Annotated in this window: 26 protein-coding genes, 1 tRNA gene and 1 other RNA gene; 17 read left to right on the forward strand and 11 right to left on the reverse strand. The window is 60.6% G+C overall.

What is annotated here, in order from left to right; genetic code table 11:
* Positions 1 to 24: 24 nt before the first annotated feature.
* Both cysB and AACQ43_RS01210 read right to left on the reverse strand, forming a co-directional pair.
* Positions 25 to 999 carry an HTH-type transcriptional regulator CysB gene (gene cysB, locus AACQ43_RS01205; protein WP_010634254.1) on the reverse strand — a complete coding sequence of 325 codons (975 nt, stop codon included), beginning with the start codon at positions 997 to 999 and terminating at the stop codon, positions 25 to 27.
* A gap of 73 nt (positions 1,000 to 1,072) precedes the next feature.
* Positions 1,073 to 1,948 (reverse strand): LysR family transcriptional regulator, encoded by an 876-nt coding sequence (locus tag AACQ43_RS01210; protein ID WP_076359642.1) that lies wholly within the window; start codon positions 1,946 to 1,948, stop codon positions 1,073 to 1,075.
* Between the two features lie 93 nt (positions 1,949 to 2,041).
* Between AACQ43_RS01210 and AACQ43_RS01215 the strand changes: the two genes are divergently transcribed.
* Complete coding sequence (locus AACQ43_RS01215; protein WP_168965505.1) at positions 2,042 to 3,250, forward strand: MFS transporter; 1,209 nt, start codon at positions 2,042 to 2,044, stop codon at positions 3,248 to 3,250.
* 46 nt (positions 3,251 to 3,296) lie between these two features.
* Here the strand turns inward: AACQ43_RS01215 and AACQ43_RS01220 are convergent, their stop codons facing one another.
* The 4 genes from AACQ43_RS01220 to AACQ43_RS01235 all read right to left on the reverse strand — a co-directional run bounded on the left by AACQ43_RS01220 (position 3,297) and on the right by AACQ43_RS01235 (position 7,549).
* The gene (locus tag AACQ43_RS01220) at positions 3,297 to 3,851 is read right to left on the reverse strand and encodes a VOC family protein (protein ID WP_168965507.1); all 555 of its coding nucleotides are present in this window, start codon (positions 3,849 to 3,851) and stop codon (positions 3,297 to 3,299) included.
* Entirely contained in the window at positions 3,845 to 4,609 is a 765-nt protein-coding gene (locus tag AACQ43_RS01225; protein ID WP_146061895.1) for a DNA repair protein, read from the reverse strand. The genes AACQ43_RS01220 and AACQ43_RS01225 overlap by 7 nt, the downstream gene beginning before the upstream one ends.
* A 188-nt stretch (positions 4,610 to 4,797) precedes the next feature.
* On the reverse strand, positions 4,798 to 5,523 hold the full coding sequence (gene nfsA / locus AACQ43_RS01230; protein ID WP_168965509.1) for an oxygen-insensitive NADPH nitroreductase: 726 nt from the start codon (positions 5,521 to 5,523) through the stop codon (positions 4,798 to 4,800).
* A gap of 88 nt (positions 5,524 to 5,611) precedes the next feature.
* Positions 5,612 to 7,549 (reverse strand): putative bifunctional diguanylate cyclase/phosphodiesterase, encoded by a 1,938-nt coding sequence (locus AACQ43_RS01235; protein WP_016350432.1) that lies wholly within the window; start codon positions 7,547 to 7,549, stop codon positions 5,612 to 5,614.
* 166 nt (positions 7,550 to 7,715) lie between these two features.
* Between AACQ43_RS01235 and AACQ43_RS01240 the strand changes: the two genes are divergently transcribed.
* The 4 genes from AACQ43_RS01240 (at position 7,716) to AACQ43_RS01255 (ending at position 10,958) form a co-directional block, all read left to right on the forward strand.
* Positions 7,716 to 8,417 carry a DUF2982 domain-containing protein gene (locus tag AACQ43_RS01240; RefSeq protein ID WP_076359648.1) on the forward strand — a complete coding sequence of 234 codons (702 nt, stop codon included), beginning with the start codon at positions 7,716 to 7,718 and terminating at the stop codon, positions 8,415 to 8,417.
* 73 nt (positions 8,418 to 8,490) lie between these two features.
* Positions 8,491 to 9,429: a LysR family transcriptional regulator gene (locus tag AACQ43_RS01245; RefSeq protein WP_146061892.1), complete on the forward strand. Its 939-nt coding sequence runs from the start codon at positions 8,491 to 8,493 to the stop codon at positions 9,427 to 9,429.
* 54 nt (positions 9,430 to 9,483) lie between these two features.
* On the forward strand, positions 9,484 to 10,518 hold the full coding sequence (locus tag AACQ43_RS01250; RefSeq protein WP_076359652.1) for a response regulator: 1,035 nt from the start codon (positions 9,484 to 9,486) through the stop codon (positions 10,516 to 10,518).
* An 8-nt stretch (positions 10,519 to 10,526) separates the two neighbouring features.
* Positions 10,527 to 10,958 (forward strand): PAS domain-containing protein, encoded by a 432-nt coding sequence (locus tag AACQ43_RS01255; protein WP_005346525.1) that lies wholly within the window; start codon positions 10,527 to 10,529, stop codon positions 10,956 to 10,958.
* Between the two features lie 60 nt (positions 10,959 to 11,018).
* On the opposite strand, the gene ltaE is transcribed toward AACQ43_RS01255, so the two are convergent.
* The 3 genes from ltaE to AACQ43_RS01270 form a co-directional block, all read right to left on the reverse strand.
* Positions 11,019 to 12,038, reverse strand: coding sequence for a low-specificity L-threonine aldolase (ltaE, locus tag AACQ43_RS01260; protein ID WP_146061890.1), 1,020 nt, complete (start codon positions 12,036 to 12,038; stop codon positions 11,019 to 11,021).
* A gap of 90 nt (positions 12,039 to 12,128) precedes the next feature.
* On the reverse strand, positions 12,129 to 12,830 hold the full coding sequence (locus AACQ43_RS01265) for a short-chain dehydrogenase (RefSeq protein WP_168965511.1): 702 nt from the start codon (positions 12,828 to 12,830) through the stop codon (positions 12,129 to 12,131).
* Between the two features lie 81 nt (positions 12,831 to 12,911).
* On the reverse strand, positions 12,912 to 13,319 hold the full coding sequence (locus AACQ43_RS01270; RefSeq protein ID WP_011705676.1) for a helix-turn-helix domain-containing protein: 408 nt from the start codon (positions 13,317 to 13,319) through the stop codon (positions 12,912 to 12,914).
* A gap of 114 nt (positions 13,320 to 13,433) precedes the next feature.
* On the opposite strand from AACQ43_RS01270, the gene AACQ43_RS01275 reads away from it, so the two are divergent.
* Positions 13,434 to 14,333, forward strand: a complete 900-nt coding sequence (locus AACQ43_RS01275) for an aldo/keto reductase (RefSeq protein WP_168965513.1) — start codon at positions 13,434 to 13,436, stop codon at positions 14,331 to 14,333.
* 71 nt (positions 14,334 to 14,404) lie between these two features.
* On the opposite strand, the gene AACQ43_RS01280 is transcribed toward AACQ43_RS01275, so the two are convergent.
* Together AACQ43_RS01280 and AACQ43_RS01285 are read right to left on the reverse strand one after the other, a co-directional pair.
* Entirely contained in the window at positions 14,405 to 14,683 is a 279-nt protein-coding gene (locus AACQ43_RS01280) for an RNA recognition motif domain-containing protein (protein ID WP_026080382.1), read from the reverse strand.
* A gap of 219 nt (positions 14,684 to 14,902) precedes the next feature.
* Positions 14,903 to 15,445: a hypothetical protein gene (locus AACQ43_RS01285; protein WP_168965515.1), complete on the reverse strand. Its 543-nt coding sequence runs from the start codon at positions 15,443 to 15,445 to the stop codon at positions 14,903 to 14,905.
* Positions 15,446 to 15,620: 175 nt separating this feature from the next.
* On the opposite strand from AACQ43_RS01285, the gene mepA reads away from it, so the two are divergent.
* The 11 genes from mepA (at position 15,621) to nuoC (ending at position 24,042) form a co-directional block, all read left to right on the forward strand.
* Positions 15,621 to 16,385 (forward strand): penicillin-insensitive murein endopeptidase, encoded by a 765-nt coding sequence (gene mepA / locus AACQ43_RS01290; protein WP_060389098.1) that lies wholly within the window; start codon positions 15,621 to 15,623, stop codon positions 16,383 to 16,385.
* 42 nt (positions 16,386 to 16,427) lie between these two features.
* Entirely contained in the window at positions 16,428 to 17,033 is a 606-nt protein-coding gene (locus tag AACQ43_RS01295; protein ID WP_168965517.1) for a LemA family protein, read from the forward strand.
* Entirely contained in the window at positions 17,030 to 17,761 is a 732-nt protein-coding gene (locus AACQ43_RS01300; RefSeq protein WP_168965519.1) for a TPM domain-containing protein, read from the forward strand. Before AACQ43_RS01295 ends, AACQ43_RS01300 begins: the two co-directional genes overlap by 4 nt.
* A 20-nt stretch (positions 17,762 to 17,781) precedes the next feature.
* Positions 17,782 to 18,399 carry a TPM domain-containing protein gene (locus AACQ43_RS01305; protein ID WP_168965521.1) on the forward strand — a complete coding sequence of 206 codons (618 nt, stop codon included), beginning with the start codon at positions 17,782 to 17,784 and terminating at the stop codon, positions 18,397 to 18,399.
* A gap of 145 nt (positions 18,400 to 18,544) precedes the next feature.
* Positions 18,545 to 18,632, forward strand: a tRNA-Ser gene (locus tag AACQ43_RS01310).
* A gap of 54 nt (positions 18,633 to 18,686) precedes the next feature.
* Positions 18,687 to 18,815, forward strand: a non-coding RNA gene (locus AACQ43_RS01315) — RtT sRNA.
* A gap of 440 nt (positions 18,816 to 19,255) precedes the next feature.
* Positions 19,256 to 20,014: a flagellar motor protein gene (locus AACQ43_RS01320; protein WP_076359669.1), complete on the forward strand. Its 759-nt coding sequence runs from the start codon at positions 19,256 to 19,258 to the stop codon at positions 20,012 to 20,014.
* Positions 19,989 to 20,867, forward strand: coding sequence for a flagellar motor protein MotB (locus AACQ43_RS01325; RefSeq protein ID WP_168965523.1), 879 nt, complete (start codon positions 19,989 to 19,991; stop codon positions 20,865 to 20,867). Before AACQ43_RS01320 ends, AACQ43_RS01325 begins: the two co-directional genes overlap by 26 nt.
* A gap of 258 nt (positions 20,868 to 21,125) precedes the next feature.
* Complete coding sequence (locus AACQ43_RS01330; RefSeq protein WP_016350419.1) at positions 21,126 to 21,530, forward strand: NADH-quinone oxidoreductase subunit A; 405 nt, start codon at positions 21,126 to 21,128, stop codon at positions 21,528 to 21,530.
* Between the two features lie 29 nt (positions 21,531 to 21,559).
* On the forward strand, positions 21,560 to 22,234 hold the full coding sequence (locus AACQ43_RS01335) for a NuoB/complex I 20 kDa subunit family protein (protein WP_005299840.1): 675 nt from the start codon (positions 21,560 to 21,562) through the stop codon (positions 22,232 to 22,234).
* Positions 22,235 to 22,236: 2 nt separating this feature from the next.
* Positions 22,237 to 24,042 carry an NADH-quinone oxidoreductase subunit C/D gene (gene nuoC, locus AACQ43_RS01340; protein WP_168965525.1) on the forward strand — a complete coding sequence of 602 codons (1,806 nt, stop codon included), beginning with the start codon at positions 22,237 to 22,239 and terminating at the stop codon, positions 24,040 to 24,042.
* The last annotated feature ends 21 nt before the right edge of the window (positions 24,043 to 24,063 follow it).

Here is a 24,063-nt window from a genome sequence, read left to right on the forward strand (position 1 = left end):
TGTTGCTCTCGTATCGCCGCAGCGCTAGCGGATGGGCAGCTCGATATCGGCAAACATGGCATCCACATCGTCGCTGGAGCGCAGCGCGATGGCACGCTCCACCACGTCCCGGGTCAGATGGGGGGCAAAACGGGTCATGAAGTCATACATGTAGGTACGCAGGAAAGAGCCCTTGCGAAAACCGATCTTGGTGGTGCTGTGGGCAAACAGGTGGCTGGCATCGAGCGCCACCAGATCGGTATCGACCTGAGGATCCAGCGCCATGGTCGCCATCACACCGATACCCACCCCCAACCGGACATAGGTCTTGATCACGTCCGCATCGGTGGCAGTGAAGACGATGTTGGGCTCAAAACCGGCCCGGTTGAAGGCGGTGTCGAGTTCGGAGCGGCCGGTAAAGCCGAACACATAGGTCACCAGCGGGAAGCGGGCGATGTCGGCGATGGAGAGCTTGCCAACTTGGGTCAGCGGATGGCCCTTGGGCACGATCACGCTGCGGTTCCAGTGGTAGCAGGGCAGCATGATGAGATCTTCATACAGGTGCAGCGCCTCGGTGGCGATAGCAAAGTCGGCCTGGCCCTTGACCACGGCTTCGCTGATCTGGGTCGGCGTGCCCTGGTGCATGTGCAAGGAGACCTTGGGAAAGCGCTTGATGAAGCCCTTGATCACATCAGGCAGCGCATAACGGGCCTGGGTGTGGGTGGTCGCAATGTGGAGCGTGCCCTGCTCGGGGTGAGTGTGCTGACTCGCCACCGACTTGATGCTCTCCACCTTGCCCAGGATCTCGTTGGCAATCTTGATCACATCCCGGCCAGCCGGGGTGATCTGGGTCAGATGTTTGCCGCTGCGCTCGAAAATCTGGATCCCCAGCTCATCTTCCAGCATGCGCACCTGTTTGCTGATCCCTGGCTGAGAGGTGTAGAGGCTCTCTGCCGTTGCCGACACGTTCAGTCTGTGGTTGGCAACCTCAACGATATAACGCAATTGTTGGAGTTTCATGATGTTAGGCTCTAAAGGCGACTTGAACTAATACTAACAAACTTTTGCCTGATAGCCCTTCCTTCTTGGCCATTTATGGCTGTGCCTGCGCCAGCAAAAAATCCCGCAAGGCACGGTTGGCCATGGAGAGCGGATCCCCCCGCCGCCACGCCACGCAGAGATCGAGGAAGATCGGGGGGGCAAACGGGATCCCGGTCAGGGCAGGCTCTTCGTCCAGCGCCATCCGCAAGAAGGTGGTCACCGCAAAGCCCTGCTTCACCACCGCCTTGAGCAACGGGATGAGGTTGCTCTCAAAGGCGATATCAGGCTCACAGCCCAGCCCCTGGGCCAGCGCTTCCATGTGCTCGCGGTGATAGAAGCCGCGGCGAAACATCGCCAGCTCCTGGCTGAAGAACTCGCTCAGCGACACACTCTGGGCCTGGCGCAGCGGATGCTCCTCCCCCACCACCATCAACATCTCTTCACGCAGCAACTGGGCCCCTTCCAGCGCCGGCGGCAAATCGCTGGTGATGAGGATGGCAAGATCCAGCGAGCCGTCCACCATGCGGCTCAATAGCTCGCGAGTGCCCGCCTCCTCCACCCGGATCTTGAGGCCGGGGTAGCGATGCTTGAAGGCCATCAGGATCGGCGGAAAGTAATAAGAGCCCATCATGTAGGGGATGCCGATGCGCACCTCTCCGCGCTCCAGCCCCTTGAGCTCGGCCATCTCGGCTTCGGCCTGATGCATCTGGCGCAGCAGGCGCTCGGCATGGCGGCAGAGCACCTCCCCTTCCGGGGTGAGCCGCACGTTGCGATCCTGGCGGTCGAACAAGCGCAGCTCGAGCTGCTGCTCCAGCTTGGCGATGGCCATGCTGATGGCGGGCTGCGCCACATGCAACCCGTTGGCCGCCTTGGTAAAGGAGCCGGCATCCCGCACCGCCAGCAGATAGGTAAGCTGTTTCAGGTCCATATCAATTTGGTTTATCAGATGGATAACTTAAATATATTATATTTATGCTCTGGCGCGCACTAACCTGCAACAAAGCTGTCAGGACAATTGCATATGATCGAAGTCGGTAGTCGTGAATGGATCCGCGCCACCCTGGCCCTCAGCCTGGGCTCCTTCCTGGTGTTTCTCAATCTCTATCAAACCCACCCGCTGCTGCCGCTGCTGGCCGAGGTGTTCTCCGTCAGCTCGCTGTCGGCCGGCTGGACCCTGGCTGGCTGCACCGCTGGGCTCGCCGCCTCGCTGCTTGTCTGCGCCCGGCTGGCGGATCGCTTCGGCCGGCGCCGGATCATGCTGTGGAGTCTGGCCGGCGCCATCCTGCTCTCCCTGCTCATCAGCCTGGTCAGTCAGTTTGAACTGCTGCTGCTGCTGCGAATCCTGCAGGGTGTTCTGCTGGCGGGGATGCCCGCCACTGCCATCGCCTACATGGGGGAAGAGTTCAGCAAGCGAGCCCTGCTCTCTGCCGTCGGGGTCTACATTGCAGCCAACTCGCTGGGAGGCATCGCCGGCCGGGTGGTCGGCGGTCTGCTGGCCGGCTGGTTTGGCGACTGGCAGCACACTTTTCTCGGCATCGGCCTCATCAGCCTGGCGCTGCTGCCCCTGGTCATCTGGCTGCTGCCGCCCCAAACCCGTTTCGTGCCCGTCATCGCCAAGCCGGGCCAGTTTCGCCAGGCCATCGCCAGCCACCTCGGTAACCCGCTGCTGGTGGGGGCCTACCTCATCGGCGGCCTCAACTTCATGGTGTTTCTGAACCAATACAGCTACCTCACCTTCCTGCTGGCCAGCCCCCCCTTCTCCTTGCCGACCCAGTGGCTCGGCATGCTGTTTCTGACCTATCTGTCGGGGACGGTTGCTTCTTCCCTCAGCGGCCGCTGCGCCCATCGCTGGGGGGCACAGCGCCTGTTGCTGGTCGGCATAGCCCTGATGGCACTCGGCAGCGCCTTACTGCTGGGCGGCTCGTTCGGCGCCATCCTCTCAGGCCTGCTCATCTCGAGCTTCGGCTTTTTCCTTGCCCACGCCTGCGCCAGCGCCTGGGTCGGCCAACATGTGGAGCACAACCGGGCGCTCGCCTCATCGCTCTATCTGGTGGGTTACTATCTGGGGGCCAGTCTGGGAGGGCTCTATCTGCACCCCTTTTGGGAGCAAGGGGGACTCGGGGGATTGGTGCTCGGCATCGAGCTGGTACTGGTCATCACGGCGGGGTTGAGCCTCTGGCTCGGCCACTTGAAGGGGCGCCCCGCCCGCCCCCGCATCTGCCATCCCTGATGCTATCTCGGCTATGAGACGGGGCCGGTCAAGCTACCCCGTCGCATCAAACCTGGTCGTAGTAGCCGGCAGGCACCGGCACCACGGCGCCGCTCACCAGCTCTTCCTCGATCACCTCGGCCAAGGTGCGCAGATGGAATTTGATCTGCCCCGAGGCCAGCATCACTGCCACGTCAGGATTGCGCTCATCGCGCAGGTTGCCGGTTTTGAAGGGCACCTCGGGATGGGCTGCCAGCAAGGCGTCCAGCGAAGGCACCACCAGTTCGATATGTTCCAGCCCCGCCTGGTGGCTGCGACCCGGTTTGGGCGCCGCCAGCTCGATGCAGGGCACGATGCCGTGGGTGTGGGGCACCGGTTGATGCAGGCGGTAGGTGGCGATGGGCCGTCCGCCGATCATCCCCTCCACCAGCAGGTCACCTTGGCTTGCCAATTGTGCCTTCAGGGCCTGGTACTCCGGCAGGGTGGCGGCCCGGTAGCAGAGGTGGTCGACCTCGATGGCAGCGGGATGGATGGCGAGGGCGTCCAGCTCGGTCAACAGCTGGCAAACAAATGGGGCCATCGGCCCCAGTGTGGTATCGAGTGAGTGCGACATAATCACCATTTCTTCTTGGGTTGGAACAGGACATCCAGCTCGTCCGCCTCTTTGTCCTTGATGCTTTGCAGCTCTTTCTCGCTGTGCTCCTGCAGGTGGGCATCGAGTCCGGCCAAGCCCTGCCGCATGTCCTCTTCACGAGCCATCAGGTAGGGATCCTTGTCGGTGACGCTGGCCAGGGCCGAGAGCCCCTTGGTGTAGAGCTGCCGGCAGGTGCCGAACTGCCCCTGGATCTGGGCATCCATGGCCCGTTTCACCAGATTGGCGATGTTGACCTTGAGCTGCATCAGCTCGAGGCGGCGATCCTCTTGGGCAAAGCCTTGCGGATCTATCTTGCCCTTGTTGTGTTCGACCCGCAGCACGGCCCGCATCTTCTTGACCAGCTGCAACATCTGGATGGCCTGACGATCCGACTCCGGGGTCTTGAAGTGCCCTTCATCCTGGCTGTTGTAGTTCTCCTGCACGTTCTTGATCTGGGTCTGCACGTCGGCAATGCGCTGCTTGAGCTGGCCGCTTGGCATCACCAGGGCGATGGCACGATAGGCATCGAGGATCCGGTGCTGCAGCAGCAACACTATGTTCTTGGAGAAGGGCACCAGGTTGACGTTGAGCAGCATCTCTTCGGTTTCATCCACCACCGACTTGTGGCGGGCGATGGCGTGACGCTTGTCGGCCTCTGCCTTCTGTTTATATTGCTGCACCACGTTATAGGCGATGACCAGAAACAGGAGTGCGCCAATAGACAGCAATACCAGGGTTAAAATCATAGGAAGTCCAAACTCCTGTCCCAATCCAATTGCGTGATCCTACAACAGCTTACCTAGTTAAGGTAGTCCGCAGCGCAGGGCTTGCCCCCGATTTGTTGTGCCCAGACGGGCAGGAGCATCAGGGAAAGCCAGGATCACGCGGCGCTGGCGACACCGCCATTACCCCTTAGTATCGCCCATCGGGCCCATTACTTGAGGTTGAACCCCCTGGATCGCAGGAAATCCTGCATGAAGGGGCGCGCCTCCTTGCCCAGGATGCCCCGGATCTGGCCGCTCCAGCTCTGCTGCTTGTTGTTGCTGCTGCGGGACTGGTAGTAAGCCTCGATCTGCTGGTCGTAGCTGGCAAGCAGGTCGCGATCCAGTTCGGTCTGATAGCGGTTTTCATGCACAACCAGGGCGCGGGGCAAACGGGGTTTCTGTTCAGGCGCCTGGGCGGGGTGGCCAAGGCAGAGGCCAAACAGCGGGATCACCTGATGTGGCAGCCCCACCGCCTCGCTCACGGCGGCCGGATTGTTGCGGATCCCGCCGATATAGACGCCGCCAAGTCCCATGGACTGGGCTGCCAGCAGCGCATTCTGGGCCATCAGGGCACCGTCGATGGCGCCGATCAGCAGTTGCTCCACAAAGCCGGTCTGGGCATCCGGCACCACTTCACAGTGGCGATGGTAGTCGGCACAAAAGAGCAAGAACTCGGCGGCCTGGGCCACGTAGGCCTGGTGCCCCGCCAGCTCGGCCAGGCGGCTGCGAAGTGCCTTGTCGGTCACCCGGATGATGCTGTTGGCCTGCAGGAAGCTGGAGCTGGCAGCGGCCTGGGCCGCGCTCAGGATCTGGTCGAGTTGAATGTCGGTGATAGGCTCGGCGGTGAATTGACGAATGGAGCGATGGGCGAGAATAAGGTCGAGAGTCGGGTTCATGTTGCCTCCAGAGACGAAGCCCACACTCTACCCAAAAACAGCGAGGGGCCCAAGGCCCCTCGCATTAGCACCGTCACAGAGTCATCCGCTAGCCTGCCAGCGGATAGCGGCCGGCCTTGCAGCTGACCATGAAACGGCTCTCTTCCACCTGCGCCACCGTCATCGGCTTGCTGAACAGGAACCCCTGAAACACGTGGCAGCCCTGGGTGCGCAGGGCGGCGAGCTCGTGCTCGTCCTCCACTCCTTCGGCCATGATGCCAAGACCCAGGCTGGTGGCCATGGCGACGGTGGCGCGGATCACCGGCAGATTGAGACCCACCACGAAGGAGCGATCCAGCTTGATGGTGTCGATGGGCAGCCGGTTGAGATAGGCCAGCGACGAGTAGCCGGTACCGAAATCATCGATGGCAATCTTGATCCCCTGCGCGCTCAGGGCATCGAGGATCTCGATGCACCCCTTCATGTCCAGCATCAACACCGTCTCTGTCAGCTCCAGCGTCAGCAGGCTGGCCGCCACCCCGAACTCCTTGAGCTGCTGGGCCACCAGTTCAGGCAGGGCGGAAGAGAGCTGGAAGCCGGAGAGATTGACCGACACCGGCACGTTCACCCGCCACTCCCGTTGCCAGTGGGCCATCTGGGCCAGCGCCGTCGACAACACCCAGCTGCCTATCTCACGGATCAGCCCCATCTCTTCCGCCAGCGGGATGAACTCCACCGGTGAAACGTGGCCCAGCACGGGATTGTGCCAGCGCAGCAACGCCTCGTAGCCGAGTAGCTTGCCCTGTGCCACATCCACCTGAGGCTGGTAGCAGAGGCTCAGCTCCCCCCGCCCGATGGCCTTGGCCAGAAACTGCTTCAGGGTCAGCTTGCGATGCAGAGTCTGCTGCATGCTGGGGGTGAAGCGCTGCCAGCGCAGCCGGCCCATCTGCTTGGCCTGGTACATGGCCATGTCGGCGCGGGTGATGAGGTTGTCACCGTCGTCCGCATCGTCCGGATAGATGGCGATGCCGATGCTGCCGCCGATGGTCACCTCGGGCACGCCGCTCAGCTGCAGCGGCTTGGTCATCTGGGAGAGCATGAGGTCGGCCACCTCCTGCGCCCGATCGCTCGAGTGGCTGAGCGGCACCAGGGCAGTGAATTCGTCGCCACCGAGCCGCGCCAGCTCCACATCGCGCGGACAGATCTGCTTGAGCCGGCCGGCAACCCGCTCCAGCAGCCGATCACCGGCCTTGTGGCCGTAGTTGTCGTTGACCAGCTTGAAGTTGTCCAAGTCCATGAACACCAGCGCAAAACGCCCACCCAGCCCGCAATAGGCCTCCAGCGATTTCATCAAGCCATAGCGGTTGAGCAGGCCGGTCAGCGAGTCGTGCCACGCGAGGTGGCGGTGTTCGAGCTCTTCCAGTTTGCGGTCGGTGATGTCGCGCATGGTGAGCAGGATCTGCGCCCCCTGCTGAATGTGGCGAAACTGGTACTGAAACCAGCGCATCCCCTTGAGGGTACGGCACTCCCCCTCGGCCACCACCTCATCGAGGCGGGAGAGCTTCTGGTAGAAAGCCTCGTCATTGCCGGAGAAGAGTTGGGAGAGGTAGCGGATCTGGTTGCCGAAACACATGTCGAAATGGTGGTTGCCGCTCTCCAGCTGGCCCTGATTGTCAAACAGACAGGCCAGGGTATCTCCGGTAGCGAGCGAAGACTCCTGATAGAGGGTATCGGCGTCGATCACCGCCTCGGTCATCATCATCAGCCGACCCGCCAGCTGGATGCCGGAGAGACGCAGGTAGATCTGCTTTTTCACGCCCTTGGGGGAAAGCGTCCACCACTCGCTGTAGCTGCGCCCCTGCTGGAAATCCCCGAGGTAGCGCTGCAGCAACAGATCGATGGCCTGTGCCATGTCGGCCGAGAAGTCGCGCGATTGCAGCTCGCCTAGCGAGCTCGCTTCCCACACGCTCAAGGCAGCGCGATTGGCCCAGTAGATGTGGTGATGCCGGATGTCATAAACCCAGATTGGGGTATGCAACACATCCATCCCGTTCAATAACCGTTCGTCTAGCGTATTCATCTAATATGGTGATTCATGATGTGTGATCACAGGGAAACCCAGCGACGGAGGGCCCTCCCGGGCACCCGGTGCTGGTACAAAATCGGATCCAGCCCATAATGTGAAACAAGCATGCGCAAAGGGCTGACTTCATATGAAAACGCTACATGTGAAACCCATGGTCAGAAAAAACGGACTCACGTTGGTATTGTTGGGCATCATAGTAACCATTGCTATGATTTTTATACTTTTTTTATTCGGTGAACAACCACTAATCCCCCTCGTCTCCGGCCTACTGGCCGGTCTGATGATGATATTTATCGGCTCATTGAAGTTGATTGAGCCTCACTTCAGTCTCTCGCTCTGTCACGATTGTCTGCAATATCACCATAAATACGGTGGTTGGATCCTGAAATGGAGAAATATTCAGCGAATAGACCAGCCGCGCATTCATCTGGGCTGGGATCTGGTCCCCCTGCCCTATATCGGTTTGAAAATAAAAGATTACGACGATTTTTTGACATTGATCACACCCAGATTGGCAGTACGCCTGCTGACCGAGCAACGCAGCGTCTTGCTACAGGCACTGCGTAGCGAACAGCCGGCCTGCAGCGGCGGTGGGGGTTCCTGTGCCTTTCAGGGCGAGGGGTTGCTGGAGGAGAGCCATTTTCGCTCTCCCTCCGGCCAGCGCTATGAGGGGGTGATCGCCATGCTGGCCAACCGCATGACCCGGCTGCGCGAGCTGCTCGGCTACGATCTGCTGGTACCGGACAACAGCCTTGACCGGGATCCGGTCGAATTTGTCCGGCTGTTGCACCAGTACCAGCGGGAGTCGAATCTAATCCAGATCAATTAAACGCCGGATTGAGCTTGCCAAGGCGGGCGCCTCTTCTTAAGGTCACTGGCTTGTTACACCCAGAACACCGCTTATGAAGTACATCGAAGAGTTCTATCTGTTCGTCAAGGTGGTGCAAGAGGGAGGTTTCTCCCACGCGGCTGCCGCACTGGGCATGCCAACCGGCACCATCAGTCGACGTATTTCTCAGCTGGAAGAGCAGCTCGGCTGCTCCTTGCTACACAGATCCACCCGCAAACTCCGCCTCACCGACGAAGGGCTGCGCTACTACGAGCGCCTGTGCACCCCGTTGGCCGCGATCGAGCAGGCTACTGGCGAGATCCAGGGCAAAGAGGCCGACATCAACGGGGTGATCCGTCTGGCGGCCCCCATCGCCCTCTCCAACACCATCCTGGTCGACATGCTGGCGGACTTTGGCCTGCACTACCCCGAAGTGCAGTTCGACATAACCCAGACCAACGACCACCAGCATCTGTTCGACAACGACCGGGATCTGGTGTTCTTCAACGGTGAGCTGCCGCAATCCTTGCCCAATGCACTCTGCCTTGGCCACATCGAATACGGCCTGTTTGCCTCCCCGCTCTATCTGGAGAAGATGGGCATACCGGCACATCCCGCCCAGCTGGAAGAGCACGCGCTGATCTACTGCTGGCCACACCAGCACTGGCAGTTGACCGATCGGGACGAGCAGACGGTACAGATCAAGCGTACCGCCAAACTCACCGTCAACCAGACCCAGGCCGCCGTGCGGGCAGCCAGACGCCACCTGGGGATCGTCAATGCCCCACTCCACTACGTGCACCCCTTCCTGCAGGATGAGCAACTGGTCCCGGTACTGCCCGACTGGAAAACCGGCAACCGGCCCTTCTATATGTTGCGCTGTCAGCCTCAGTTTGCTCCGCTGCGTGTTAAGATGTTTGCTGAATTTGTTGAAAAATATTCAGCGCGCTACCGGAATCGCCAATGGGACAATCAATTTTCACCTGCGACCAGCCTGTCCCATTGCATCTGACCGTTGGCGGGCCACACTTATAGCAATCCTCGTTGACCAGGCCAGCCTAACACTATGAATGTATTGATATGTGATGACTCAGGATTCGCCCGTAAACAGCTGGCCCGTGCCCTTCCCGCAGACTGGGATGTGACGCTGCATTACGCCGCCAACGGGCTGGAAGGGATAGAGCAGGTGCTGATGGGTCATGGGGATCTGATCTTTCTCGACCTGACCATGCCGGAAATGGATGGCTACGGCGTGCTGGAGACCCTCCAGCGGGAGGGTCTGCGCAACAAGGTCTTCGTTGTCTCTGGCGATATCCAGCCGGAAGCCTATCAGCGGGTGATGGGGCTGGGAGCGCTGGATTTCATCAAGAAACCCGCCGCACCGGAAACCCTCAACGCCCTGCTGAAACAGCATGATCTGTGGCAGGCCAAAGGCACCGCTACGGCACATGACATCCGGCCCGCCGGCCAGAGTGTCAGTGATGTCGGCAGTCTGGATACCGGCATCAAGATCAGTCCCGAGGTACGCGACGTCTATCAAGAACTCGCCAACGTCTCCATGGGCCAGGCTGCCGACCTGCTGGCCCGCCTGCTCAACGCCTTTGTGGTACTGCCCATTCCCAACGTCAACGTGCTGGAAGTGTCCGAGCTGCACATGGCCCTCTCGGCCGCCGCCGACTCGGATACTCTCTCCGCCGTCTGCCAGGGCTTCATCGGAGCCGGTATCGCCGGCGAGGCGCTGATCCTGTTCCACGACTCCAGCTTCAAGGATCTGGCCCGGCTGATGAACCATCAGGGCGTGCTCGATCGCAATGCCGAGCTGGAGCTATTGATGGATACCGCCAACGTGTTGATCGGCGCCTTTTTGCGCGGTTACGCCAGCCAGCTCGACACCCCCTTCAGTCAGGGCCATCCTGTGGTACTCGGCCAGCACAGGCCCATCAACGAGCTCATCAACACCAACAAGAGCCGCTGGCGCCGCACCCTGGCCATCGAGATCAACTACCGGGTCCAGGATTACGCAGTGCAGTGCGATCTGCTGCTGCTGTTTACCGAAGATTCCATCGCCACCATGAACAACAAAATCATGCACATGCTCTAGGAGTGACCATGGAAATCCGTGAATTTCATTGGCTGATGAACATAGTCCAGAACCTGGATGTGGGGCTGGTGGTGCTCGACAAGGAGTACAAGGTGCAGGTGTGGAACGGCTTCATGGAGAGCCACAGCGGCCGGTTGGCCGGCGAGGTGCGCGATGGCGTGCTGTTCGAACTCTTCCCCGATGTGGATCGGGCCTGGTTCGAACGCAAGGCCAACATGGTGTTCAAGCTCAACAACCGCGCCTTCAGCACCTGGGAGCAGAAACCCTATCTGCTGCGTTTTTCCAACTACCGCCCGATCACCGGCTCCGCCCCCCACATGTTCCAGAACCTGACGCTGGTGCCGCTGGCCGATTTTGGCGGTCAGGTGACCCACATCGCGGTAATGATCTACGACGCCACCGACGAGGCCATGCTGATGAGCGGCCAGCGCCAGGCGTGACCCGCTTTCTTCTCAACAATAAAACAGGGCGCCTTGGCGCCCTGTTTTATTGAGTGAACCTTAACGTGCGGCAAGGTACTCGGTGAAGGCATCGATCACCTCGTCGATGTCGTCATCGGTGATCTGCAGGTGGGTCACCAGCCGCATCTCGCCGTAACCGGAGAAGAGGATCCCCCGCTCCTTCATGAAGGCAAGCAGGGGGCCGCTCTGCTCTTTTGCCAGCTGCAGAAAGACCATGTTGGTCTGCACCTGGGCCAGCTCCAGGGTGATACCAGGCAAGGCGGCCAACCCTTCGGCCAGCCGTCTGGCACGGCGGTGATCGTCCGCCAACCGGGCCACATGCTGCTCGAGGGCAAACAGACCGGCCTGAGCCAGGATCCCCGCTTGGCGCATGCCGCCGCCCAGCATCTTGCGCAGCCGTCTGGCACGGGCGATGAAGGCACGAGAGCCCACCAGCAGCGACCCTACCGGTGCTCCCAGCCCCTTGGAGAGGCAGATGGAGATGCTGTCAAAGGGGGCGGCCAGCTCGTCTACCCCATGACCGCTCGCCACGGCGGCGTTGAACAAACGGGCACCATCCAGATGCAGTTGCAACCCGCGTTCATCGACGAACTTGCGCATCGTCTGCAGGTAGTGAAGGGGAAGCACCTTGCCGTTATGGGTGTTTTCAAGGCAGATCAGCCGGGTCTGCACAAAATGGGCATCATCAGGGGCGATCGCCGCGGCGACATCGGCCACTGCCAGCGAACCGTCGGCCTGCATGGGCACCGCCTGCAGCGCGACCGAGCCCAGCACGGCGCTCCCCTGTGCCTCATAGCGATAGATGTGGGCCGCCTGGCCGACGATGGCCCCTTCTCCCCGCTGACAGTGGCTCATCACCGCCAGCAGGTTGGACATGGTGCCCGAGGGAACAAACAGCGCGGCCTCCTTGCCAAGCAGCTCGGCCCCGCGGGCCTCCAGTGCATTGACGCCGGGATCTTCCCCGTAGACATCATCCCCCACCTCGGCATGCAGCATACTCTGACGCATGGCATCCGTGGGCTGGGTGACCGTATCACTTCGTAAATCGATATAGCGCATGACATCCCTCCTGAAGCAGGAGGATGACGTTAGCCAGCAGGAGCTGACTTGGCAAGCGGGCCGTTTCCGGAATGTGAAGCCGGTGACGGCTTACCAGGGCAGCGGCTGGCCCTGCAGGTCGAGGAAGCCGCCGGACTGGGCCGGCGACAATTGGTTGATGAGATCAAGCAGACGCGGCGCCACCAGCGCCGGATCCTGCAAGGTCTCGGCCGCCAGTTCGTCGAGGAAGGGTTGATTCATGGGGGTAGCCATCAGCCCCGGGTGCACTGTGACAACCCCGGCAGCGGGGAAGCGCTCCCGCCACTCGTGGGCCAGCGTTATTGCCCCCATGTTGAGCGCCGCCTTGCTCATCCGGTAGCTGTAACGACTGCCCGTCTCGTTGGCGCCAAGACTGCCGGCAAGATCAGAGAGAGTGCAAAGCCAGAGGCGGGCATCCGCCGTCATCCGGCGGCTCAGGCAGGCGGCCAGAGCCAGCTGCGGCCAGGCGTTGGCCAGCAAGCTGTCGCACAGCCACCTGGGGTTGACCTCCTCCACCCGCCGCTCCGGCATGAAGTTGATGTCGTGCAGCAGGCCGATGGTGTTGATCACCACGCTCGGCAACGGCGCCGTGTCATAGAGGGTGAACAAGGCATCGAAGGAGAGCACATCCACCTCCTGCAACGGGAAATAGCAGACGGGATCCACGCCCTTGGGCAGCTGCCTGCCGGCCAGCACCAGCTCCTCGCCACGGGCGGATAGCTCATGTGCCAGCGCCGTGCCCAATCCGCCGCTGCCCAAGATCAGATAGCCCATCACCCTCTCCCCGCTGTCCTCATCTGCTTTAGAGGGTATCAGAATAATCCCCGGCCGTTGCCCGGCCATCCCCATCCAGGCTCACGCCTCATGCAGGTGTTTGCCAAATTCGCGCGCCCGCGCCAGATCCAGAAATCCGTCAGCCTGCTTGTGACTGCGCAAGAACTGGTAGTAAGCGAGCAGGGTAACCAGCTCGTCTTCTGCGGGCAGACGCTGCTGCGGCAACTGTTCCTGCAACAGGGTGCCGGCGGCGCTCAGCGCTTCTCGGTCCACCACTTCCGCCTGCCGATAAAGGTAGCCGCAGCCGGTGGCGAGCCACTCCAGCGAGCAGTTGGCAGCCATGGCAATCTGGTTGGCCTTGCCAAGGCCGGGTTCGGCCCCTTTCAGATATTTACGGATCAGGGCCTCGCTCAACCCCACCTTGCGGGCAAAGGCACTGATGCTGCCCGTCCCGATCAGGCTCTGCAAGCGCTCGGCAAAACCGTCCATTTCCTTCCCCTTCAGAACCAAAGTTCGAATTAACAAAAGCCGCATTATTGCCTTGCCAGCCAGAAGAGACCAAGATGCTGGCAGCATTTTTCCCTTATCCGCCAAGGAGCCACCATGCCCGTATCCCGCCTCTCCCTGCATCCACAGGGCCCGACCTTCTCTCGCCTCATCATGGGCTACTGGCGCCTGATGGAGTGGCAGCTCTCCCCGAGCGCCCTGCTGGACCTGATGAAGTACCACCTGGATCTGGGGGTCACCACCATCGATCACGCCGACATCTATGGTGGCTACCAGTGCGAAGAGGCCTTCGGCAACGCCCTGCGCCTTGAGCCCTCTCTGCGCAGCCGGATGGAGATCGTCAGCAAGTGCGGCATCGCCCTCACCGCCAAGCCGGAACACGCGCTGAATCACTACAACACCGGCAAGGCGCACATCATCGCCAGTGCCGAGGCCTCCTTGCAAAAGCTCGCAACCGACCATCTGGATCTGCTGCTGATCCACCGCCCGGATCCCCTGATGGATGCCGACGAGGTGGCCGATGCCTTCATTACCCTCAAGCAGGCGGGCAAGATCAAGCATGCCGGGGTCTCCAACTTCACCCCTCGCCAGTTCGAACTGCTGCAGTCGCGCCTGCCCTTCCCGCTGGTGACCAATCAACTGGAGATCTCGCCGCTCAACCAGAGCACCACCCTGGACGGTACCCTGGACCAATGCCAGCAACTGCGCATCAAGCCGATGGCCTGGTCCTGCCTCGGTGGCGGGCGCCTGTTCCAGGCCCCCGAATATGCCCCGCTGCGCGCCGAGCTCGAGCAGATCCGCCAGGAAGTGGGCGCCGAGCAGATCGAACAGGTGGTCTACGCCTGGGTCATGATGCTGCCAAGCCAGCCGCTGCCGCTGATAGGCTCCGGCAAGCGGGAGCGCATCGCCGCCGCCGTGGCCGCTGAAGCCATCGTCCTCAATCGCCAGCAGTGGTTCCGCATTCGCAAGGCGGCGCTCGGTTACGACGTACCCTAATTCATCCCGTAAACGCCAAAAACAAAAACGGCATGGGGGAAACCCATGCCGTTTTGCGTTATCGAGGCAGCTCAGCGATGACGCTGGGGGCGACCACGTGGTGCATCTGTCTTCGGCTTGGCCTGGTTGACTGTGATGGTACGGCCACCGATTTCGGTGCCATGCAAACCGGCGATGGCCTTTTCAGCCTCGCCATTGACAGGCATTTCAATGAAGCCAAACCCCTTGGACTGACCGGTATCGCGATCGATGATGATATCGACCTTGTCTACCTGCCCAAATTGGCTGAACACGGTTGTCAGTTCGTCGGCCGTCATCCGGTACGACAGATTACCTACGTAAATCTTCATGCCATCCACTCTCGATTCAAGGTGCCTTCTCTATCCAATCACCAACACAAAGGTAAGGGCACAACCCCCATGCCGGACCTGCCAGGGCATCATGCCTGGGCACTCCCCCGTACGGTTCACTCAAGTCATTGATCTCTTGGGTGAACAGAACGGGCAAGATCAATTCGAGTCACTGGCAGTATCTGAGCTTTGGGGAAGATTGTCGAGAAAATAGTCAGCTCATATTGGGAGCAGAGTATCCAGCAGCCCCTGCAGCGTGCGTCGACCATGCCAGGCGTGCTTAAAGCCAAAGCGATAGATACCGGGCGCCACGACATGGGTGCCTTCCCGACTCAACCCCATCAGCGCGGTGGCGGCCGCCAGCTGCTCATCGTTGAGCGCCAGATCCAGGCTGAAGGCCAGCCACTGACCATCGTGGCCCACCTTGCGATCCCGCTCGACCCCGACCAGTGCCGATCTTGGCAGGGCCTGTGCCCGATCACTGCTGCCATTGAGCAGGTAAAGGTGCGTCTCGTCCCAGGCCAGCTCCGCCAGCCGCCAGCGCTGCCAACTGCGAGGAAGTACCATCATCAGCAGCACTATGCCGCCAAACACCAGCCCCACCCAGGGCAGCAGACCCATGTGCGGATAACCCAGACCGACGGCGGCCAGCACGGTGATCAGGCTCGCCAGCAACAGCACAACCATCACCGGATAGAAACGGCGAGCAGGGGGCATCAGCCAGACCAGTCCCTCTTTGTTCACCAGCTCACTGACCTTCATTCTCTTCTCCTCTTGCCTGTGCGTTTACACGCCCTGGATGCGCCAATTTTGTCGCGCATTGTGCGCGAGCCCGGCACCGGGATGCAACCGGGCTCGCTCATCGGGTGACGGCCTCACCGGACTCTTGGTATCATTCTCTTCATCTGAGCCCATTCGCATGCTTGTCGGGAGTCTCATGCTTGCCACCACCCTGCTCTTCATGGCCAGTACTTTTCTTGCCGAACCTCATCCCCACCAGGCCGAAGCGATTGGCGGCTACTCCGCCGGCTGCCTCAAGAACGGGGTAGCGCTGCCGCTGACCGGCCCCGGCTATCAGGTGATCCGCACCAAGCGACTGCGCTACTACGGCCACCCCGAGCTCATCGCCTACCTGACCACCCTGGCCAACCAGACCCGCATGGCCGGCATGCCGGATCTCTATATCGCCGATCTCGCCATGGCCCACGGCGGTCCCTTCACCTCCGGGCACCGCAGCCACCAGACCGGCCTCGACGCCGACATCTGGTTTCGCATGGCCAACCAGCCCATCTCAACATGGGAGCAGGATGCCCCCAAGGAGTGGGCCCTGATCGATGAGCCCAGCTACCGGGTGCTACCCGGGCGCTTCGGCCCCCAGCAGCTAAACCTGCTGCGCCTGGCAGCCAGCAAGCCCGAGGTCGCCCGCATCTTCATCAATCCTGTGCTCAAGGCCGAGGTGTGCAAACGGGCGCCCGATGAACCCTGGGTCGGCAAGTTGCGTCCCTGGGTCGGCCACTTCAGCCACTTTCATGTGCGTCTGCGCTGCCCGGCCGGCAGCCCGGATTGCCAGCCTCAGGCGCCGATCCCGCCCGGCAACGGCTGCGGCGCCGAGCTGGCCTCCTGGCTCAAAGACAAGCCGCAACTGCCCAAGGTTTCGATGGCTTACCACAAACCCAGGCTGCCCGCCCGTTGTGGCGGTTGACCACATGCTGGTATGGTGAGCCGTTATCTGCAAAAAATGTCAATGGAGAACAACAAGATGGCCACTTCACTCTGGCAGAGGGCAACCCAGTCCCTGTTGGTTATGAGCCTGCTGCTGGGCCTGACCGGTTGCGGCATGAACAATATTCCGACCCTGGATGAGCAGGTCAAGGCGAGCTGGGGCCAGGTCGAGAACCAGTATCAGCGCCGCGCCGATCTGGTCCCCAATCTGGTGGCCACCGTCAAGGGCTACGCCAGCCACGAGCAGGAGACCCTCAAGGCGGTGACCGATGCCAGAGCCCGGGTGGGCAGCCTGCAGATCAGCGATCCCGCCCAGCTCAAGGAGTTTGAAGCGGCCCAGAACCAGCTCTCCGGCGCCCTCTCCCGGCTGATGGTGGTGGTCGAACGCTATCCGGAGCTCAAAGCGGATCAGCAGTTCCTCACCCTGCAGGCCCAGCTGGAAGGCACCGAAAACCGTATCTCGGTGGCCCGGCGCGACTACATAGAAGCGGTTCGTCAGTTCAATACCGAGATCCGCACCTTCCCCGGCGTTATCTGGTCCAAGCTGCTCTACTCGGATCTGGAGGCCAAACCCACGTTCAGCGCCAAGCCCGGTGCTGATGAGGCGCCCAAGGTCAGCTTCCAATGAAGCGCGTGATCCATGCCTTGTTGTCCTGCCTGCTGTTGTGGACGGCGGTGGTGTCCGCCGCCCCCACCTTCCCCGCCTTGAGCGGGCGAGTGGTGGACGAGGCCAACCTGATGTCCCGCAAGCAGGCCCACCAGCTCACCCAGCAGCTGGCGGCATTTGAGAAGCGCAGCGGCATCCAGCTGGTGGTGGTCTCCATCGACACGCTGGCGGGCGACACCATCGAGGAGTACGGCTATCAGCTCGGCCGTCACTGGGGCATCGGCCAGAAGGGAAAAGATAACGGGGTGCTGCTGCTGATCGCCCAGGATGAACGCAAGGTGCGCATCGAGGTGGGTTACGGGCTGGAAGGTGCCCTGCCCGATGCCATCGCCGCCAACATCATCCAGACCCGGATCCTGCCCGCGTTCAAACGCGGCGACATGGTGGCCGGGGTAGTCGCCGGCAGCCAGGCGATCATGCAGGCGCTGGCGGGCGAGTACAAACCGGTAGAGAACGCCAGCAAGGATAAGCTGGGCGGGCCCTGGCTGTTCATTCTGATGGTGATTGTGATGATCGTGCTGCACAACCTGCGTGGCGGTGGTGGCGGCGGCAGAGGTGGCCGGCGCCGCGCCGCTTACCTTGCCGGTGGCTTCGGTGGCGGTCGCTCCGGTGGTGGCTTTGGTGGCGGCGGCGGTTTCAGTGGAGGGGGCGGCAGTTTCGGCGGCGGCGGTGCCTCCGGTGGTTGGTAACAGGGATTAAGAGACAACACATGATTTCGAAACAGTTCTTTCACACGCTGCAGGCCAAGGTCAAACAGGCGGAGCAGGCAACCGATGCCGAGCTGGTGACCGTACTGGCCCCCGCCAGCGACGGCTATCGCTACATCCCCACCCTGTGGGCGGCGCTGCTGGCCATGCTCACCCCGCTGCTGGTATTCGAGCTCGGTTTCTGGCTCGGCTGGTACGAAATCCTGCTGGTGCAGTGGTCGGTCTGGCTGGTGCTGAGCATCCTGTTCCACTGGACCCCCATCAAGATGTACCTGATCCCCAAACAGGTTCGCCAGCACAGGGCCGCCCTGATGGCACGCCTGCAGTTTGTCGAACAGGGGTTGCATCGTACCCGGGACAGGCTGGGGGTGCTGATCTTCGTCTCGGTGGCCGAGCACTACGTGGAGATTCTGGTGGATGACGGCATCGCCCAGCACATCGACAATGGCCAGTGGCAGGAGATCATCGATGACTTCACCCGCCGGGTGCGCAACAAGGAGGTGGAGCAGGGTTTCCTCGAGTGCATCGAGCGGACCAGCGCCATTCTCACCGACGCCTTCCCCGCTACCCGTGACCAGAACGAGCTGCCGGACAGCCTGATCATCCTCGACAAGCCCTGATCCGGTTTAAAAAACCGGCATTCTGCGCAAGGGTTAGGCATTCGGAAAAGATTATGAAAAATAAGGGGAAAAGTGGTTGACCCACACAGCCCTTTCCCCTAAATTACGCCCCGTTCCAGCGCAACGACGCTGCGAGCGAAAATTTGGTGAGGTGTCCGAGTGGCTGAAGGAGCACGCCTGGAAAGTGTGTATACGGCAACGTATCGAGGGTTCGAATCCCTCCCTCACCGCCAAATTTAAAGAACCGACCTGATGGTCGGTTTTTTGCTTCTGGGAGCACAGCAAATCTGATGCTCACAGCGGGTAGGTGAGAACCCTCGCCGGGTTCGAGCAGAGCAGCTTGCTGCGATGAACGGCCGCAGGCCGCCCCGAAGGGGTGAGCCACGCAGTGGCGAATCATCCCTCCCTCACCGCCAAATTTAAAGAACCGACCTGATGGTCGGTTTTTTGCTTTTTGGGTTTTCAGATGCGTAACTCCCGTTAGAAAAAGCAACCCCCCACAGGGGCAAGCAACGTTACCTGTGGCGAACGGCTGGCTTCCACCCCGAAAGGATCACGCAGAGTGACGCATCTCTCCCCATCACCCAATCTAAAAAAAACCGGCTCAGGTGCCGGTTTTTACCTTTCAGCATTTGCAGTCTGATATGCCAGACCCCCTTCTCGTCAAAATCCCGCGACAGCCCCCTCTTTTTCGGTAAAACGCCCTTCGTGGCCCGGCTCCTTGCCACCCGGGAAAGAAATCTGTCCATCAAGGTCAAGGCTCTGACTTTATTGCTCATCGATTGGATATCATTTTGAAAAACTGATACTTAAATAGCTACACTAGCCATTATCAATATTCAGGGATGTATAAAAAATGAGTTTAATCGGCTTGGTCCTGGCATTGATCGCCATCCTGGGCGGCAACATGATCGAGGGTGGACATCCCAGCGCCCTGCTCGATCTGCCCGCCTTCCTCATCGTGATCGGAGGTACCATAGGTGCCGCCTTGACCCAGTTCCCCTTCTCCGTTGTCGGCAGCACTCTCAAGCGTTTCAAGTGGCTGCTGGCCCCCCTCAAACTCGACATGCAGCAGCAGGCCGAACTGCTGGAAAACCTGGCCGGTAACGCCAGACGCAGCGGCATGCTGGCCCTTGAAGGCATGATCGACGAGATCAAGGATCCCTTCCTGCAAAAAGGGGTGCAGATGATGGTCGATGGCTACGAGAAGACCAAGATCCACGAGGTGCTGGAGAACGAGATCGAGTTCGAGCAAGAAGATCTCGAGCAGACCGTCAAATTCTATGAAGCCATGGGCGGCTACTGCCCGACCATGGGGATCGTCGGCGCCGTGTTCGGCCTGATCCACGCCATGGGCCTGCTGGATGCCCCTGACAAACTGGGTGGCGCCATCGCGGTGGCCTTTATCGCCACCATCTATGGGGTATCGGCCGCCAACTTGATCTTCCTGCCCTTCGGCAACCGTTACAAAGCGTTTGCCCATCAGATCCGCCACTACAAGGAGATGACCCTCACCGGTATCCTCTGCATCGTGGACGGCGAATCACAGCAACGCCTGCAAGTCACCCTAGAACCCTACCTCGGAGGCCATGGTGGCAAAAAAGAAAAAGGCTGAAGCGCCGGAGAACCACGAACGCTGGCTGGTCTCCTATGCCGACTTCATGACACTGCTGTTCGCCCTGTTCGTGGTGCTCTACTCCTTTGCCATGGCCAAACAGTCTGAAACCCGGGTGCTGATCCAGGGTTTCATCGAATCGCTGGGCAAAATTGGCCTCATCTCCCCTCCCGCGGGCTCCCCCGTGATGCAGGGCGGTACCGGGATCCTGGAACCCGAGTCCAAGACCACCCCCAGCAGCCCGAAGAAAGAGACGGTATTGGAGAAGGATGCCCCCATGGCCGCCTCGGACCCCTTCAACGAGACCATCGGCGCCTCGGAAAAGCCGAGCGCAACGGAGTCATGGCCTCACAAAACCAAGGAACAGGAGTGGGTACAGGTCACCAAGAAGAAGCTGGAGCAGCAGCTCAAGGCACAGATTGAATCCAAGGACCTGGAAGTGGAACAACTGGGCAGCCAGCTGGTGATCCGCATCGGCGAGAAGGCACTGTTTCCGGCCGACTCAGCCTTCCTGCAGCCCCAGTTCATCCCGCTGGTCAGCAAGATCTCCGGCATTCTGGCTGACATTCCGGGCAAGGTGGTGGTCACCGGCCACACCGACAACTCCCAGGCCCCGGTTGAGCTCTATCGCAGCAACTGGGAACTGTCAGTATTGCGCTCTGCCTCCATCGTGCACACTTTGCTGACCAACCCCAAACTCGACGCCACCCGGGTCATCGCTCAGGGGGTAGCGGATGCCCAGCCCCGCTATCCCAATGACACACCTGAGCATCGTCAGGCAAACCGCCGGGTCGAGATCACCCTCTCCCAGGGCAAGGCTGCCGAAGAGGCGCTACCCATCCTCAAACCCTGATCAAGCAGACCCCGCCTGGCGGGGTCTCTCCTTTCACGATTAGTTTATTTTTCAAACGATCCCGCCATTTCCGCAGCCCCATAAAAGCGAGTGAAAATGATTCTCAAACAGGAAAATTGACTCCGCTAGCAAAATACGTTTTTCCTCCCGCTGATTAATAATTAATCCTTTGAAATGACATGTAAATCAGTACGAAAGTGGCATAATAAGTAACATCCTTGTTAAGTCACGTGATTAATTCGGTTAGGGAAAACTCCTATGTTTGCTGATATAGCTGTCCAGCATTGGGCTTTTGCTGTCTATGTAGTTGGGGCCATCTGCATCTGCCTGACCATGATTGGCCTTGCCGCCCTGCTGGGTGGTCGAGCCTATGGTCGTGCCAAGAACAAACCCTTCGAATCTGGCGTCGATTCGGTGGGCAATGCCCGTCTACGCTTCTCCGCCAAGTTCTATCTGGTTGCCATGTTCTTCGTCATCTTCGACGTCGAGGCACTCTACCTCTTCGCCTGGTCCGTCTCCGTTAGGGAAAGCGGCTGGGTCGGTTTCATCGAAGCCACCATCTTTATCTCCCTGCTGCTGGTAGGACTCGTCTACCTGTGGCGCATTGGCGCCCTCGACTGGGCACCGAAAAAACGCGTCCTGACCGACAAGAAGCCAGACTGAATTACTGATTATCCCTTTGAGGTTGCACCATGAAGTACACCCTGACCCGGATCGACCCAGATGCGCCCGTTGAGCGCTACCCCCAGGAACAGCGCCAGACCGTCGAGGATCCCCTGGCTCAAGAGGCCTCACGCGGCATCATGATCGGGCGCCTCGAAGAGGTGCTGCAAGACACGGTCAACTGGGGCCGCAAGAACTCCCTCTGGCCTTACAACTTCGGCATCTCCTGTTGCTACGTAGAGATGTGTACCGCCTTCACCTCCCCTCATGATGTGGCCCGCTTCGGTGCCGAAGTCATTCGTGCCTCACCGCGCCAGGCCGATTTCATGGTGATCGCCGGCACCCCCTTCATCAAGATGGCCCCCGTCATCCAGCGTCTGTATGAGCAACTGCTCGAACCCAAGTGGGTTATCTCCATGGGTGCCTGTGCCAACTCCGGCGGCATGTACGACATCTACTCGGTCGTTCAGGGCGTCGACAAGTTCCTGCCGGTCGACGTCTATATTCCGGGTTGTCCGCCCCGTCCCGAGGCATTCCTGCAAGCGCTGATGCTGCTGCAGGACTCCATCGGCAAGGAGCGCCGTCCACTCTCCTGGGTGGTTGGCGATCAGGGCATCTATCGCCCCCAAATGCCTGCCGAGAAGGACCGCAAGCGTGGCGAGCGGATCAACGTCACCAACCTGCGCACGCCGGATGAGATCTGACCATGAAACTGACTCGAGAATTTCCCAGCAACTACGCCATGGCCCAGTGGCAACCGAGTGATCACAAAGACGCTCAGGTGATCGGCGAGCTGTTCGCCCATTTCGGTGCCGAACGTTTCACCATCCAGAATACCCGCACCGGCGTACCGGTGGTCTGGCTCTCCCGCGAGCTGCTGCTGGATGTCATGGGCTTCCTGCGCAAGCTCCCCTCCCCGTTCGTGATGCTGTTCGATCTCAGCGCTACCGACGAGCGGATGCGCAGCCATCGCCACGACCTGCCCGACAGCGACTTCACCGTCTTCTATCACCTCATTTCCATCGATCGCAACGCCGACCTGATGCTGAAGGTGCCGCTCAAGGAGGGTGACCTGACGCTGCCCACCGTCAGCCGCCACTTCCCCAACGCCAACTGGTATGAACGGGAAGTGTGGGATCTGATGGGCATCAACTTCGATGGTCACCCCCACCTGACCCGCATCATGATGCCCAAGAGCTGGCAGGGTCACCCGCTGCGCAAGGATTATCCGGCGCGCGCCACCGAATTTGATCCCTTCATGCTCGATGCGGTCAAACAGGATCAGGAGCAGGACAACCTGCTGTTCAAACCGGAAGAGTGGGGCATGAGTCGCGGTAACGAGAACGAGGACTACATGTTCTTGAACCTCGGCCCCAACCACCCCTCCGCCCACGGCGCCTTCCGCCTGGTGCTGCAACTCGATGGCGAGGAGATCCGCGACTGCGTGCCCGACATCGGCTATCACCACCGCGGTGCCGAGAAGATGGGCGAGCGCCAGTCCTGGCACAGCTACATCCCCTACACCGACAGGGTCGAGTACTTAGGCGGGGTGATGAACAACCTGCCCTACGTGCTGGCGGTCGAGAAGCTGGCCGGCATCAAGGTGCCGCAGCGGGTCGACATGATCCGGGTGATGCTGGCTGAGTTGTTCCGCATCCAGAGTCACCTGCTGTTCATCGGTACCTATATCCAGGACGTGGGCGCCATGACCCCGGTCTTCTTCACCTTCACCGACCGGCAGCGGATTTACACCATCATCGAGGCCATCACCGGCGCCCGTATGCATCCGGCCTGGTTTCGCATCGGCGGCGTGGCCCACGATCTGCCCGTCGGCTGGCAGCGACTGGTCCAAGACAACCTGCTGAGCTGGCTGCCCAAGCGGCTGATGGACTATGAGAAGGCCGCCATACGCAACAGCATACTGCGTGGCCGCACCATCGGCGTCGCCGCCTACAATACCGAGCAGGCGCTGGCCTGGGGCACCACGGGCGGTGGTCTGCGTGCCACCGGCCTCAACTTCGACGTGCGCAAGTGGCGCCCCTATTCCGGCTACGATCAGTTCGAATTCGAGGTGCCGGTCGGCGCCAACGGTGATGCCTACGATCGCGCCCTGGTGCGCATCGAGGAGGTGCGCCAGAGCATGCGCATCATCGAGCAGTGCATGAAGAACATGCCGGAAGGGCCGTTCAAGGCAGATCACCCGCTCACCACGCCACCGCCCAAAGAGCGCACCCTGCAGGACATCGAGACCCTGATCACCCACTTCCTGCAAGTGTCGTGGGGCCCGGTCATGCCGGCCGCCGAGTCCTTCCAGATGATCGAGGCGACCAAGGGGATCAACAGTTACTACCTGACCAGCGATGGCTCCACCATGAGCTACCGGACCCGGATCCGCACCCCGAGCTTTGCTCACCTGCAACAGATCCCCTCGGTGATCCGTGGCCAGATGGTGTCGGACCTCATCGTCTATCTGGGCAGTATCGATTTCGTTATGTCGGATGTGGACCGTTGAGTAACGGCTGTTACCAAGACC

This window comes from Aeromonas sp. DNRA1, from assembly GCF_963888745.1.
Lineage (GTDB): Bacteria > Pseudomonadota > Gammaproteobacteria > Enterobacterales > Aeromonadaceae > Aeromonas > Aeromonas hydrophila.